Source organism: Halosimplex rarum (assembly GCF_047715405.1).
GTDB classification, from domain to species: Archaea; Halobacteriota; Halobacteria; order Halobacteriales; family Haloarculaceae; genus Halosimplex; species Halosimplex rarum.
The window spans coordinates 4,247,142-4,260,243 of the sequence record NZ_CP180412.1; the positions used below are offsets into that span (position 1 = coordinate 4,247,142).

Consider the following 13,102-nt stretch of genomic DNA (forward strand, 5'->3'; position numbering starts at 1 on the left):
GAGTAGACTGATACTGTGACCGAGCGTGACTCTCGGTGTGAACGCCCCTTCTCGGGACGCTGTAAAAGAGTGGCTCGGTCGACGGTCGCTCCGGCGGATCGCGATCCGGCTCGTCGCGGTCGTCGCCGTCCTCGCCCTCCTCGCGGGTGTGGGGTTCTACGCCTACTTCGGCGTCTTCGCTCACCACGCACCGGCCGACGTGCAGGAGTCCGTCCGCGCGAACGAGGCCGTCGACGTGCGCGAGGCCTACGGCGGGTACGTGGTGTCCGACGCTGACCCCGGCCGCGAACGGCTCGGACTCGTCTTCTACCCGGGCGGACGGGTCGCACCGGACGCGTATCTCCCGACAGCGGCCCAGGTCGCAGAGCGGGCGAACGTGACCGTCGTCGTCCCGAAGATGCGCGCGAACCTCGCGGTCTTCTCTCAGGGGCGAGCCGACGCCGTCGTCGGGGGCGAACCGCAGGTCGACCGGTGGGTCGTCGGCGGTCACTCGCTGGGCGGGGCGATGGCCTGCCGGTACGCCGCCGCGAACGGCGACGCGGCCGACGGCCTCCTTCTGGTCGGCTCGTACTGCGACCGGCCGGTCGAGGAGACGCCGACGCTGGCCGTCCTCGGCACGCGAGACGCCGTGCTCGACCGCGACCAGTTCGCGGCCAACCGCGAGAACCTGCCGGCGGACCACACCGTCAGTCGCATCGACGGGATGAACCACTCGCAGGCGGGCTGGTACACCGGCCAGCGCGGTGGACAGCCGGCACGGATCGCGACCGCCGAGGCCCACCGCAGACTCGCGACGGCGGTCACTGACTGGCTCTGTCGTGACCTCGACCACTGCCGGAACGGAACGGCTCGCTGACCGGCGTCGCCGGTCCGCGGACCCGTGCTTGTGGTGTCGTGGACGCTGAAGCGACTACTGGAGAGAAGAGGTCGAAACGATCGGGTATTCACTCGGCTATTTTGTGTTCATATGCTGTATTCTGGCTGTCTGCGGCGCATATATTGCGAACATAGGTGGCCTGATGAGTACGAGCGTACACTCTCGACTCGTATGAGCGAGAGTCGGATACGCGGCAGTCCGCGGCGGGGGCTGGCGTCGGCGACCCTGGGGTTTTTCGTCGGGTTCGCCGGGGTCGTGCTGTACGGGCCGGTCGCCAACGAGTTCGAGTCGGCGATGGGGCTGTCGGGGCTGGCGCTCGGGCTGCTCGTCGGCGCGCCGCAACTGACCGGGTCGCTCCTGCGGATCCCCTTCGGCGCGTGGGTCGACGACGTGGGCGCGAAGAAACCGTTTCTGGTGCTCCTGGGGCTGTCGATCCTCGGGATGGCGGGGCTGTCCGGGGTGCTTCTGACCGCGTACCCGGAGGGGTTGACGATGGAGCTCTACCCGCTGATCTTCCTGTTCGGGGCGCTGAGCGGCTGCGGTATCGCGGTGTTCTCGGTCGGGACGACCCAGACCTCCTACTGGTACCCGAAGGCGAACCAGGGGACGGTGCTGGCGGTGTACGCCGGGCTGGGGAACAGCTCGCCGGGGCTGTTCACGCTCGTGCTCCCGATGGCGCTGGCGGCGCTCGGGCTCACGAACGCCTACCTCGCGTGGTTCGCCTTCCTCGGCGTCGGGACCGTCGCGTACGCGGTGGTCGCGGTCGATCCGCCGTCGTTCCAGTTGCGCGAGCGCGGGCTCGACGCCGGGGAGGCGCGGGAGCGCGCTGCCGACTACGGCCAGGAACTGTTCCCGGGCGGCGACGCCTTCGCGTCGATCCGCGACGCTGCGGCCATCCCGCGGACCTGGGCGCTGGTCGCCCTCTTTTTCACCTCGTTCGGCGGCTTCCTCGCGCTGACGGTGTGGCTGCCCTCCTACTGGGCGGCGGTCCACGACGTTGGCGTGCAGTCGGCCGGAGCGCTGACGGCCGTCGCGTTCACGCTCCCCGCGGCGCTGATCCGGGTTCCCGGTGGCTACCTGAGCGACCGCGTCGGCGGCGAGATCACGGCCGTCGCGAGCTTCGTCGCCGTCGGCGCGGCCGCCGTCGCGCTCGTCGGGACTCGCGGGTACACCGCCGCGTTAGCGTCGACGCTCCTGCTCGCCGCGGGCGTCGGCGTCGCCAACGCGGCGGTGTTCCAGCTCGTCCCCGCGTACGTCCCGGAGGCCGTCGGTGGCGCTTCCGGACTCGTCGGTGGACTCGGCGCGTTCGGCGGCTTCGTGATCCCGCCGGTGCTCGGCGTCTTCGTGGACGTGTTCGGTCCATCCGGCTACGCGACCGGCTTCCTCGTCTTCGTCGCGCTCGCGCTCGGCTCGGTCGCGCTGGCCGAGCGGCTCTACCGGCTCCGTCCGACGGTCGCCCCCGACGCCGCGCCGGCCGGCGACTGAGCGGTCGCTCCTCGGTGAATCCGCTGGCGAGCGAACGCGCCGTCGGAGGAGGGACGGACCGAGGCCGGTCGCAAAGTCAGCTGATACCGGGGTCCTCGACGGGGAGCAAGCCGGTGGCCATCAGTCGACGGACGATGGTGACGAGGCCGTTGTCGAACCCGCGCCCGAAGACGGCCTGTTCGCCGCCGTTCGACGTGTCGTCGTCGTGGGCCGTGCTCACCAGGATGGTCGACCGATCGACCAGCAGGATGCGGGTGATCTCCGTGTCGTCGTTGGGGATCGAGCCGTGGAGCCACTCCAGCCCGGAGACGAACACCTCGGCTTCCGGGACGGTGCTCTCGACCCGGTCGCGGAGCGGCTCGGACACCGTCCCGACGATGAGCGTGGCACCGCGTCGCCCGGCCTCCGCGAGCGCCTCCAGCAGCGACTCGGTGGCCACGGCCTCGCTACCGAGGATCAGCACGACCTCGTCGTCGGCCTCCCCGAGGAGCTGTTTCGTCCGGTTGCCGATCGCCGTTCGTCCGGTCAGCGCCCACACTTCGTGGGTCGACTCCGCCCCCGTCTCTCCGGGAGCGGGTTCGATTTCCTTGAGACGATCCCGGAGCGTGTCCGTCTTGGCCTCGTACTCGACGCGCAGCGTCTCGGCGGCCTCGTCGATCCCGACCGCGCGGAACTGCTGGGGGTTCGCGTGCTGGATCTCGACCAGCCCCTTCGATTCGAGCACCCGGACCGCGTCGTACACGCGCGTTCGTGGCACTTCCGAGATGTCGCTGATCTCCTTGGCCGTCGCCTGCGGGAGCCGCGTGAGCGCGACGAACGCCTTCGCCTCGTACTCTTTCAGTCCGAGGCCCTGTAACAATTCTATCGCCTGTTCTGTGTTCGAAATATCGTCCATAGGGTCCCAACCTCAGGTTCCGGTCTCCCGGTCACTGACGTAGGTGTAACTGTCCCACGTGAATACGCCTTCCCCTTGAGAACTCACGAAGGGATCGGCCCGCTCCGCGGCCCGATCCGGAGCATTGCCCGAAATCTGCCGAGAGAGGCGTCGAGGCCGTTCGGCCTTCGCGCTCGACCTACGTTCTCGCCCGCTCTCGTCGGTCCCGGTCGATCGGTGTCGGCCGATGGCTTCACTCACATTATCACAACACGAATATATGCCAGTGTTCCTTATCCCCTGATGGCACGCGGTTCCAGTAGGGTCCCAACCACGCTGTCACCGCGTGTCTCCCTACCCCCTCGGGTAGGATTCGCGGCGACGAGTAGGATTCAATGTCTCAGGACGCCTCGGAGTCGGCTCGATCGGTGGCAGTCGAACAGTTACGGGAACTCGGTTTGAGTACCTACGCCGCGCGGACGTTCGTGGCGCTGGTGAGCCTCGGGGGCGGCACGGCACAGGAGGTGAGCGAGGTCTCCGAGGTGCCACGAACGCGGGTGTACGACGCCGTCGGGGAGCTACAGGAGCGCGGGCTGGTCGACGAGCGCCAGTCGACGCCCAAGCGGTTCTGGCCGGTCTCCGGGGAGACGAGCGGCCGGCACTTCGAGCGCTACTACCGCCACCGCGTCGCGCGGCTGACGGACGCGCTCGACGCCCTCGAACCCCCGTCGCGGGCGGACAAGCAACGCGGCGTCTGGACGGTCACCGGTCGGGAGACGGTCACCGAGCGGGTCGTCGAATTCGTCGACGACGCCGAGGGGGAGGTCGTCCTCATGGCCGTCGGGGACCTGCTCACCGACGAACTGGTCGGCCGGCTGGCCGCCGCGAGCGAACGCGGTGTGTCCATCAAACTCGCCGGTCTCTCCGACTCGGTCGCGGAGACCCTCCGCGAGCGCCTGCCCGACGCCGACCTCTTCGAGTCCATCTGGGCCTGGTCGGACACGCCCGCGGGCCGACTCCTCATGGTCGACCAGGAGCGGACGCTCGTGAGCGTCCTCGTCGAGAACGGTGACGACCCGCCGGATCGCCGCGACGAGACGGCTATCTGGGGGTCGGGGGAGCGGAACAGCCTCGTCGTCGTCCTGCGTGCGATCTTCACGTGGCAGCTCGACGGGAACCGCGAGTAAGGTCCTCTCGGCGGACTCTCAGCTCGAATCCCCCACCGATCGGACCGCCCGGCAGACGGCAAATCGACGTTGTTACTCGCCCCCTCACACAATCTCTATACGTCGCGGGCACTTCGATCAGCGTATCCGAACGATCCTGTCGGCCACCCCTGCGGGGACGGATCTCGCGGACCGTGTCGACGGCGTCGGACTTATGACCGATGTAAATCAGCACTCGGACGGGAAGTGGACCGTCCGACACGACGCGGAGCGGAGTATCGAACCGAGCGTGGCGATCGTCGAGGCCGTCGCGGCGATGACCGACACCGAACCGTCGCTGCTTCCCCCACTGGCGCACACCGTCGACGGCGACGCGTTGAACGCGATCCTGGGCGACGCGGGATCGTCCGTCGCGCTGTCGTTCGCCTACGCGGGCGTCGACGTCTGTGTCGAGGCGACCGGCGAGATCCTCGTCCGAGCAGTCTCCGACGGGAGCTGAACGCGGCCGGGGGTTGCGCCGACGGCTGCGGCCGCTCCACCACTTCTATTCGAGTTCCGCGACGACGAACGCGAGCAGCTTCTCGACGCGCTCGTCGCGGCAGTACCGAACGGTGCCGGTCCGGGCGTCGAACGCGAGGACGCCAGTGTCAGCCAGCTTCGGCAGGTGGACGTGCTGGAGCTGGACGCTCACTCTCTCACGGTCCGAGGAGAACGCCGTCGCGCAGTCCGGTCGCGCGCACAACTCGTCCGCTAACTGGTCGACGCCGATCGCGTCGACGTCTTTTTCGTGCAGGTGTTCCAGGAGCTCACGACGCCGCGGGTCGGCCACGGCTTCGAGCAAGGCGTCGGTCGTTACGGCCGATGTTTTCGATTGCATTGGTTTTCTCACCACGTTTCTCCAGGAACCGCCCGCAAGGGAACATGGATGTGAAGCTTCGGCACGGCCACGGAAGACCGTGCTGTTGACCCGGATCGTCACACCCGCGATCAATCGGTCGCCCCGGCGTAGCCAGACGAAATCGTCGCCGTCGCCGCGACAGATCCGGCCCGGCAGGCGTCGGCATCCGGCGTCCTGTCGATGACGCGAACGTTTTTACGGGAGGGGGAACCACCGCGACGTAATGGTCGAGGCGTTCGCGGTCGCCAGCGGGAAAGGGGGGACCGGCAAGACCACGAGCACGCTCGCGCTCGGGATGGCACTGGCCGAGGAGTACGACGTGACGGTCGTCGACGCGGACATGGGGATGGCGAACCTGCTCTTTCACGCCGACCTCTCCGCGGTGGAGACGACGCTCCACGACGTGCTCGTCGAGGGGGGCGCGCCGGTCGATGAGGCCGTCTACGAGCGCCACGGCATGTCGGTCGTCCCCTGCGGGACCAGCCTCGCCGACTTCGAGGCGGCCGACCCGAGTCGGCTGCGGGACGTGGTCGCGACGCTCGCCGCCGACACGGACGTCATCCTGCTCGACTCGGCGGCCACGCTGTCGAGTCGGGCGGCCGTCCTCCCGGTCGTTCTCGCAGACCGGGTCGTCGTCGTGCTCGAACCCACTATCCCCGCGCTCTCGGACGGGCTGAAGGTTCAGGAGTACGCCACCTCCTACGGGACGGAGACAGCGGGGATTCTGTTTAACAAGGTCAGGGACGCGGACGCCATCGAGCGTATCGCGCCGAAGGCCGAGCGCTACTTCGACGGGCCGACGCTCGCGACGGTGCCCGCCAGCGAGACGGTCCGCGCGGCGCGGCGTGGGGGCCGCCCGCTCCTCGCGCACGCGCCCGAGAGCGAGGCCGCCGCGGCCTACCGGGAGGCGGCCGCCGCGCTGTCAGTCCGCGACGGCGACTCGGAGGCCGTCGCCGACCGCTTCCGGAGCGCGGTCGTCCCCGAGTCGCCGTGACATCCTCTCCCGCTACGACGGCGGGACTCCCTACAAGGGAAGTATTGTAGTGAGGTTTCAGGACGAATATGCCGTGAGTTTCATCTGTCCGGATTTCGGACTCGGCTCACGGTGTCCTGCGGCGCTGTCACTGGCGCTCCCATCCCGAGGTGAGTCATCGCGATCCGGTTCCCAAGGAACGCTCTCTCCCCACGGGTCGATGCGAGCGGCGATATTCGCACTCGCGTTGATATCTGCTTGGAACTCTGTTACCCAGCATGCACTGTTCGTACAGTGAAACTCCGCTTGCGATGGTCTTACGCCGATATGTCCGCAGGCATGGCAGATCTGCGATGTATATGCCGGATTCACGAACCGAACGGGGATCCCTTCCTCCCGAGCCTTGTCTTCGATACGTTCGATAAGTCGGGAAAATGCCCACGTATGTAAACGGCGGTTCATCCGTTTTCCGTAGTCTATAGACTCCCGAATGTTGGTGAGGTCTTCCAAAACGATGATAGGGTCTTCGAACTGTTGAGCGTACTCTACCGCTCGTCGAGACGCTTTCTCAATGATATCGGTGAGAGCGTTCTGGAAATAGTCTCTTCGTTCGTCGACTCTCCAATCTGCCTCACGTGATTCTAACCGTCGAAGAGTCGTGAACATCTCTTTGCGAAGCTGTCGCGCCCGTCCACCATCGAACAGCATTGGCTGGGTCGGCTTTCCATCCTGATAGGCACAGCCTGTCAGGAGTTTGGATTCTCCAATATCGAATCCAACTGGGGTTTGATCAGATTTCTGATCCGCTTCTGGAGCGTCGTATTCTACAGTGACGTGTAATATCCAGTTAGTACGACACTCCTGTAACCGGAATTCGCCAACCGTCACGTTTCCATGGTACAGATCGTTCCATAACTCCCGCTGGGCTGGATTTATCCTCAGTGGGATCCAGAAACTGTTACCCCACCCGGCTTGCGGCACTCGCCAACAAAATTCATGAGTGCGATCCTTTGATCGGTCGAGTTTCCAGCCTCGGTTCGTGAACCGAACGGAATGGTCGTTGTCTAGTTCAGTGGCATTGTGTATCTGGCGAAGTTGCGGGACTCTGGACTTGAGAGCGTCCTTTGCGTATGATGTGAGCCGGTATTCGGTGACGATGTCATTGACTTCTGACTGTGTCTTTGCTCCGCTTTCGAATGCCGCTCTAAGCGCACGGTGATACGTGGCTGTTGTCCGTTGTAGCCGTCGCTCTTTGTGTGCAGTGGGTGGCGCGAGTGTCGCTTCAAGCGTCTTCGTAACCGTCTCGCCCACAGTAGTATTTTAGACTACATAATAGTTAAAACTATCTAATCACTATTATTGGGTGATGCCAAACCTCAATATCGAAGTGGATGAGGAAGAGTTTCAACAGTTGACGGAAATTAAAGAAGCTCATGGCCTAACCTGGCGAGGACTCGTCATTCAGGGCGCACAGAAGTTAGATACTGATGGGCCTTTGTGATGTTATAGAGTTCCCCTTCCGAATACTACTCCCAAGAACTAGAGAATTTAGACCGACGGTTACAGTGAAAGTGGTTGTGGATGAAATATCCACATATGTTGTAGGATTCGTTGATTTTACCGATAGAGGTTGAGGCGCTGCAGAATCGATCCAATCAGTACTGCAATTGGAATGATTTCGAGCCGACCAACCCACATATTGATGATTAACATTGCCTTGGCAGTATCGGGCATATCCGGACCAGTGATCCCGGAGTCGAGGCCCACGTTACTTTGCGCGCTCATCACGTCGAAGATAACATACTCCAATGGGTGTGCAGGGGAGAGGACCCGAAGGAGAACCGCAACGCCGATTGCGAGGAATGTGACCCAGAGCACGAATACGACCGTTGCTTCAGTGTACTCGCTGTTTGCCTGCTGTTCGTTGAGTCGTCGCTCACCGATCTGGAGATAACGAATTGCAGACTGCGGCTGAAACACATCTTGAATCTGCCAAACCGTGCCTTTGACGAGCGTAATCACGCGGATGAGCTTGAGTCCGCTGACCGTCGACCCGGCTGCCGCACCGGTGAGCATCCCTAGACAAGCGAATAATGTCGCGCCAGCATCCCACACCTGTTCCGTCCCGCCACCGATGGTTACACTCCCAAAGCCGGTGTTTGAAGTGGCAGAGACAAATTGGAACAGCCCGGTCCTGAAGGTCTCTTCGAGCGTGTCATACTGCCCGTTTGCGTAAAGAATCGCAGTTAGTGCGAGCGAACCAACTGTGAACCAAATGAACACCCACCGTGTCTGTAGATCGGTGTAGAGATTCCGCACCTCGCCTCTGAACATTAGATAATGGACGGGGAACGCGATACTTCCCGCGACCATTATCGGGACCGTTGCGTACTCAATCAGCGGGCTGTCGTAATGCCCTATAGAGTCCGCGTGGACGGAGAATCCGCCTGTCGAAATTCCGGTCATTCCATGGTTGATAGCGTCCCACAGTGGCATCCCGGCGAGGAGGAACAAGATAATCGACCCGAGAGTGAGACCCACGAAAATCTTCCAGATCTCCTGGACAGTCGTCACGATGCTCGGATGAATCTTCTCCGAGCGGGCCTCACTCTCGTAGAGTGTGTACGAACCGCTACTCCCTCCCCGCCGGAGGATAGCGACGGTCAGGACGATCACGCCGACGCCGCCGACCCACTCGATGAACGACCGCCACCAGTGAAGCGAGCGGGGTAGCTGTTCCTCGATCGCTGCCATCGTGAGCCCGGTCCCGGTGAACCCGCTCGTGCTTTCGAAGACCGCATCCAGCGGGTGGAGGAACACCGCCGTTGTCGAACTAATCGACGAGGGGGTGTTCGTCCAGACAGGGAACGGATCAACCTGGATCGTCCACGCGATGAACAGGAACGGAAGCCCACCGAGAACTCCGATAATCGCCCATGCAGTGGCCGCGGTGACCATCGCTTCGCGCTTTTCCGGCGGATCTGCTTCTCGGTATCGTCGTGCGAGACCAGTTCCGATTCCGGCGACAACTATCGCAGCGACGACGAACGCGGGAATAGCGTAAAACTCGCCGTTCACGGCTGCTACGACCGTAGATACGACCATCATCAGCGAGATTGCCTGGACGATTCGGCCGACGTCACGACCGACAGTGTGAGTGTCTACTCTCATGCTACATCCGTGAACGACTATTTCTGGACTCGGAGGGGCGTCTGCAAGCAGTTGAACAACGAATCTGAGACAGGGCAGTCATGATCATCGGTGAGCTGGATTCTTTTGGAATGACGCAAGCCGGCTGTTCAGAAACCGAACCTGCCCGAGCCATTCGTCTCGTGGTCTTCGTAATGTCCAAAAACATCCGTAACCTCTGGAGTCGCACCGGAACCTGAATAGACCGTTAATAGGTCGCCATGTTCGATACGGGTTTTCCCACGCGGTGTGATGGGCCGGTCTGCCCCCTCACGCTCGATTGCGACGACAAGTGTGTCTTCGTCGAGAAGTTCTTCTTCGTCGGCTTCGATCAGCGTCAGACCAGCGATGGGTGCATCTTCTGCCACTGTGATCTCCAACACTTCGGCCACGTCGCCGACTCGCATGTAGTCGATGATCGATGGTCGTTCCACAGACCGGAAGAGCGATTCTGCGATGAGTCGCTGCGGGTTCTCCATTGTGCTGACCCCGATCTGGCGAAATAGGTTCATGTGCTCCGGATTGTGGACAACTGAAACGATAGCGGGAATGTCGAGTTCCTGTGCCAGCAACGAGATCATCACGTTGGTCGCATCCTGATCGGTAGTTGTGATGATCCCATCTGCACGCTCAGCTCCGGCTTCAAGCAACGTCTCTTTGATCGTCGCATCCGAATTGAGCACGATACAGTCGTACTCACTGGCAACTTCGTCTGCTCTCACGTCGTCTTTCTCGATAACGACGACTTCGTATCCAGAACGCGTTGCAATCTCGATTAGTGGCGATCCGATATCGCCAGCTCCAACAATGATGAGATACATGAGTGGTGGTCTATCGATGGGGTGACGGTCTATGCACCAGAACCGGGATATCGGTACTCCCCAGAAGCTCGTGGGTAACGTCGCCGGACAGCAGCTTCTTCCAGCGGCTGCCTGGTCGAGGTGCGAACACGATAGCATTCGCGCTGGTGTCGTGAGCCGCATCGATGATCGTCTCTGCGACGTTGGTTCCGTAGAGAATCTCGGTTTCGATGGACGCATCGGTGTCGTCGAGGCCGTCAGACACGATATCAAATATTCCTTCTGCGGCTAACTCACGCTGTTCTACCGATGCTTTGTCCAGCTCACCACCCGCCTTCTTGATGACATGGACGACGATCACAGTACCGCCAACAGCGTCGACGCGTGGGGCCAAGGCGGCCGCGAGCGCCGCCGCATTCTCACGGTTGGCGACCGGAACCATCGCCTGCTGGAGGAACGACTCCGACACGTCACTCATCCTCCGATTCGGTGTTGACTCTTCCGAGGTAGTGCCACCTGTACTTGCCCGCCCCGTCGTCAAAATCGGGCTCCCACCTGACGTGGTAGGCAAAGCGGCCATTTCCCTCGCCTGCCTCGTCTGACCGCTCAACAACGACAAGCGTGTACGCACCGTGATCTTCCGTGCGAACGAGTTCCTCTCCCTCTCGCGATTTAATTGCATCAGTGACTGGCGGGAGGTCCCGCAGGAGGCGCTGCGCGTAATGGATGATATCCCTAAGTTGGCTATCGCTACTGGCCTGAAGCGCAGTAGCGATCTCCTCGGGGACATCTTCCGGGGGATCTGTGTCGGATGTAGTCATAGTTGTGAGTGGATTACCGCTGTTTCCGTGCGGACTGTCTCAGCGATGACCCGGTAGGTTGCGCCGCGTGACAGCCTTGGATTGGCTGGCATCGTCGCAGACTATACACTCCAATATTACTGCTAGTGCATAAATATTCGGTCTATATTTTCGGAGAGAAAATTTGATGGCAATATTTTTCTTCTTCTGAATACTGGTCTATAGAAATGATAGATGGGCAGCTCCATATCGTCTGCTTGATTGCCCGAAGAACGGGGGTTAATTATGAGTTCTGACCGTATTGCCAATATGGATTACCGTGTCGATGAGATCGACAAGCGCATTCTCTATTATTTAGCCGAGGATGCTCGGAACACGGCAGCGCCGGCTATCGCCGAGGAAATGGAGGTGACGGCAGCGACGATCCGAAACCGGATCAAGGAACTCGAAGCACAAGGTATTCTTCAAGGGTATTTGGCGGACATCGACTACAAATCAATCGAGGGCCACGTTACGTATCAGTTCAGCTGTACTGCCCCAATTCCGGATCGCGACCGGCTGGCGCAATCTGCGCTCGATGTGTCCGGGGTGGTGACGGTCCGGGAGTTGATGACTGGCAACGCTAACCTAGCTATTACGGTTGTCGGGTCGGACACGAACGACATCAGCCGGATCGCGGGTGAATTGTCGGACCTCGGGCTGCAGATTGAGGACGAGAGCGTTATTGAGGAGGAGTATCATCAGCCATACAATCCATTCGGTCCAGAAGACGCACCAATCGGCCCGTCGCTGACGGATTTCATGAGTCTTGCTGGCGGAGCAGAAGTCGTCGAATTCACCGTCTCCGAGGGGGCCGAAATCGCGGGACAGACTATCGAACAGGCGGTCGAGGAAGGGTTAATAACTGACGAGATGTTGGTAGTCGGAATCGAGCGAGAAGGGGATGTACTCACGCCGAAAGGTGAAACGGATATTCAGACAGGTGACGTCGTATCCCTGTTCTCAAAGACGCAGTTGGAAAAGCACTCGTTGGAGGTATTTGGGACACAATGACTCTAATGGAATCACGCATGGATCAAGCGATGCGGATATTGACGAAGGAATATTATGAGATGTGATCGATGTGGCGAAGATGCTTCTGTCGAGCAGTTCGACGTAGATGGGTTTACCGGCCGACTCTGTGATGATTGTGTCAAAGCTTGGGACCGGATTCAGTCAGAAGAGTAAGTTTGGTTCTGTTCTATTCGAAAGTCTACCTATTAGCTAACTCATCTCAAATTCCCCAGGAAAAAATTAGCGTATAGGATTTCAAGGCTCTCTTGGCCGAATCAAGAGTTGATATTACTAGAAGGACGACTCCTGCGGTCGCGCGTCGTCAGCGACCCGCGGACCGTCCTGATCGACGCGCTCGACCGTGAGCTGACGGGCTACGCCGTCTTCGAGCCCCAGGACGCGCTCCTGCTCGACGCGAGCGGGAGTGGCGTCCTCACCTTCCGGGAGGGCGTCCCGACCGTCGCCTACCACACCGGCACCGAGCGCGCCGGCCCGCCGGCGCTGGCCGATCTCGCCGCCGCCGGCCCCTACCGACTGGAACTGTTCGCCGTCGCGCCGGCGGACCTGACGCGCGTCCACGGCGAGGAGCGCTTTCGCGTCCCCCCAGGGATGCCGGCCGAGCGACTCGCCGGCGACCAGGCGCTGGCCGAGCGGACGCGCGCCGCCGCGCCGGCCGAGCGACTTGGCGGTAACACGCGCGTGCGTAAAGACGGCGACGCGAACCCAGCGGAGACCGACGACCGCCAGACCGGGGCCGTCGAGGCGTTCCTCGACGACACCGAGAAGATCGAGGCGATCCGCGAGCGGGCCCGCGACGAGGCGAAACAGCGGGCCGACGAGTGGGGCTTCGACGACGTACCCTGAAACGGGCGCCGTCGGACCGGTCGCCGCCGGGCGACGCGCGGCCGCGGCGGAACTCGGCCGCACCGGCGGGCGACGGGCGACGGTTCATCGTTGCACCACTTGGGGGACCGAGATCCGGTTCCT

General features: G+C 62.1%; 15 protein-coding genes. 8 read left to right on the plus strand and 7 right to left on the minus strand.

From position 1 onward, the window contains the following. Positions 1-37 precede the first annotated feature (37 nt). Positions 38-856 (plus strand): alpha/beta hydrolase, encoded by an 819-nt coding sequence (locus tag ACMGFH_RS20260; protein ID WP_415380420.1) that lies wholly within the window; start codon positions 38-40, stop codon positions 854-856. A gap of 192 nt (positions 857-1,048) precedes the next feature. Beyond that, the gene (locus ACMGFH_RS20265; protein WP_415380421.1) at positions 1,049-2,362 is read left to right on the plus strand and encodes an MFS transporter; all 1,314 of its coding nucleotides are present in this window, start codon (positions 1,049-1,051) and stop codon (positions 2,360-2,362) included. 76 nt (positions 2,363-2,438) lie between these two features. Here the strand turns inward: ACMGFH_RS20265 and ACMGFH_RS20270 are convergent, their stop codons facing one another. Continuing rightward, positions 2,439-3,257, minus strand: coding sequence for a TrmB family transcriptional regulator (locus ACMGFH_RS20270; protein ID WP_415380422.1), 819 nt, complete (start codon positions 3,255-3,257; stop codon positions 2,439-2,441). A 374-nt stretch (positions 3,258-3,631) separates the two neighbouring features. Here ACMGFH_RS20270 and ACMGFH_RS20275 point away from each other — a divergent pair, with 374 nt between their 5' ends. Together ACMGFH_RS20275 and ACMGFH_RS20280 are read left to right on the plus strand one after the other, a co-directional pair. After that, positions 3,632-4,423, plus strand: coding sequence for a TrmB family transcriptional regulator (locus tag ACMGFH_RS20275; protein ID WP_415380423.1), 792 nt, complete (start codon positions 3,632-3,634; stop codon positions 4,421-4,423). 193 nt (positions 4,424-4,616) lie between these two features. Further along, complete coding sequence (locus ACMGFH_RS20280; protein WP_415380424.1) at positions 4,617-4,901, plus strand: HalOD1 output domain-containing protein; 285 nt, start codon at positions 4,617-4,619, stop codon at positions 4,899-4,901. Between the two features lie 45 nt (positions 4,902-4,946). Here ACMGFH_RS20280 and ACMGFH_RS20285 read toward each other — a convergent pair whose 3' ends face one another. Further along, positions 4,947-5,279, minus strand: coding sequence for an ArsR family transcriptional regulator (locus ACMGFH_RS20285; protein ID WP_415380425.1), 333 nt, complete (start codon positions 5,277-5,279; stop codon positions 4,947-4,949). A 244-nt stretch (positions 5,280-5,523) separates the two neighbouring features. Here ACMGFH_RS20285 and ACMGFH_RS20290 point away from each other — a divergent pair, with 244 nt between their 5' ends. Further along, complete coding sequence (locus ACMGFH_RS20290) at positions 5,524-6,294, plus strand: AAA family ATPase (protein WP_415380426.1); 771 nt, start codon at positions 5,524-5,526, stop codon at positions 6,292-6,294. Positions 6,295-6,351: 57 nt separating this feature from the next. On the opposite strand, the gene ACMGFH_RS20295 is transcribed toward ACMGFH_RS20290, so the two are convergent. Then, positions 6,352-7,584 carry an RNA-guided endonuclease InsQ/TnpB family protein gene (locus ACMGFH_RS20295; protein ID WP_415380427.1) on the minus strand — a complete coding sequence of 411 codons (1,233 nt, stop codon included), beginning with the start codon at positions 7,582-7,584 and terminating at the stop codon, positions 6,352-6,354. 55 nt (positions 7,585-7,639) lie between these two features. Between ACMGFH_RS20295 and ACMGFH_RS20300 the strand changes: the two genes are divergently transcribed. Continuing rightward, positions 7,640-7,774 carry a hypothetical protein gene (locus ACMGFH_RS20300; RefSeq protein ID WP_415380428.1) on the plus strand — a complete coding sequence of 45 codons (135 nt, stop codon included), beginning with the start codon at positions 7,640-7,642 and terminating at the stop codon, positions 7,772-7,774. Positions 7,775-7,890: 116 nt separating this feature from the next. Here the strand turns inward: ACMGFH_RS20300 and ACMGFH_RS20305 are convergent, their stop codons facing one another. The 4 genes from ACMGFH_RS20305 to ACMGFH_RS20320 all read right to left on the minus strand — a co-directional run bounded on the left by ACMGFH_RS20305 (position 7,891) and on the right by ACMGFH_RS20320 (position 11,083). Then, positions 7,891-9,444 (minus strand): TrkH family potassium uptake protein, encoded by a 1,554-nt coding sequence (locus ACMGFH_RS20305; protein WP_415380429.1) that lies wholly within the window; start codon positions 9,442-9,444, stop codon positions 7,891-7,893. A gap of 128 nt (positions 9,445-9,572) precedes the next feature. Next, positions 9,573-10,283, minus strand: a complete 711-nt coding sequence (locus ACMGFH_RS20310; RefSeq protein WP_415380430.1) for a potassium channel family protein — start codon at positions 10,281-10,283, stop codon at positions 9,573-9,575. Between the two features lie 10 nt (positions 10,284-10,293). Continuing rightward, positions 10,294-10,731 (minus strand): universal stress protein, encoded by a 438-nt coding sequence (locus tag ACMGFH_RS20315; protein WP_415380431.1) that lies wholly within the window; start codon positions 10,729-10,731, stop codon positions 10,294-10,296. A 1-nt stretch (position 10,732) separates the two neighbouring features. Further along, a complete protein-coding gene (locus tag ACMGFH_RS20320; RefSeq protein ID WP_415380432.1) occupies positions 10,733-11,083 on the minus strand; it encodes a hypothetical protein in 351 nt (116 codons plus the stop codon). A gap of 288 nt (positions 11,084-11,371) precedes the next feature. On the opposite strand from ACMGFH_RS20320, the gene ACMGFH_RS20325 reads away from it, so the two are divergent. Both ACMGFH_RS20325 and ACMGFH_RS20330 read left to right on the plus strand, forming a co-directional pair. Further along, positions 11,372-12,115: a winged helix-turn-helix transcriptional regulator gene (locus ACMGFH_RS20325; protein WP_415383287.1), complete on the plus strand. Its 744-nt coding sequence runs from the start codon at positions 11,372-11,374 to the stop codon at positions 12,113-12,115. A 282-nt stretch (positions 12,116-12,397) separates the two neighbouring features. After that, a complete protein-coding gene (locus ACMGFH_RS20330; RefSeq protein WP_415380433.1) occupies positions 12,398-12,979 on the plus strand; it encodes a hypothetical protein in 582 nt (193 codons plus the stop codon). Positions 12,980-13,102 lie beyond the last annotated feature (123 nt).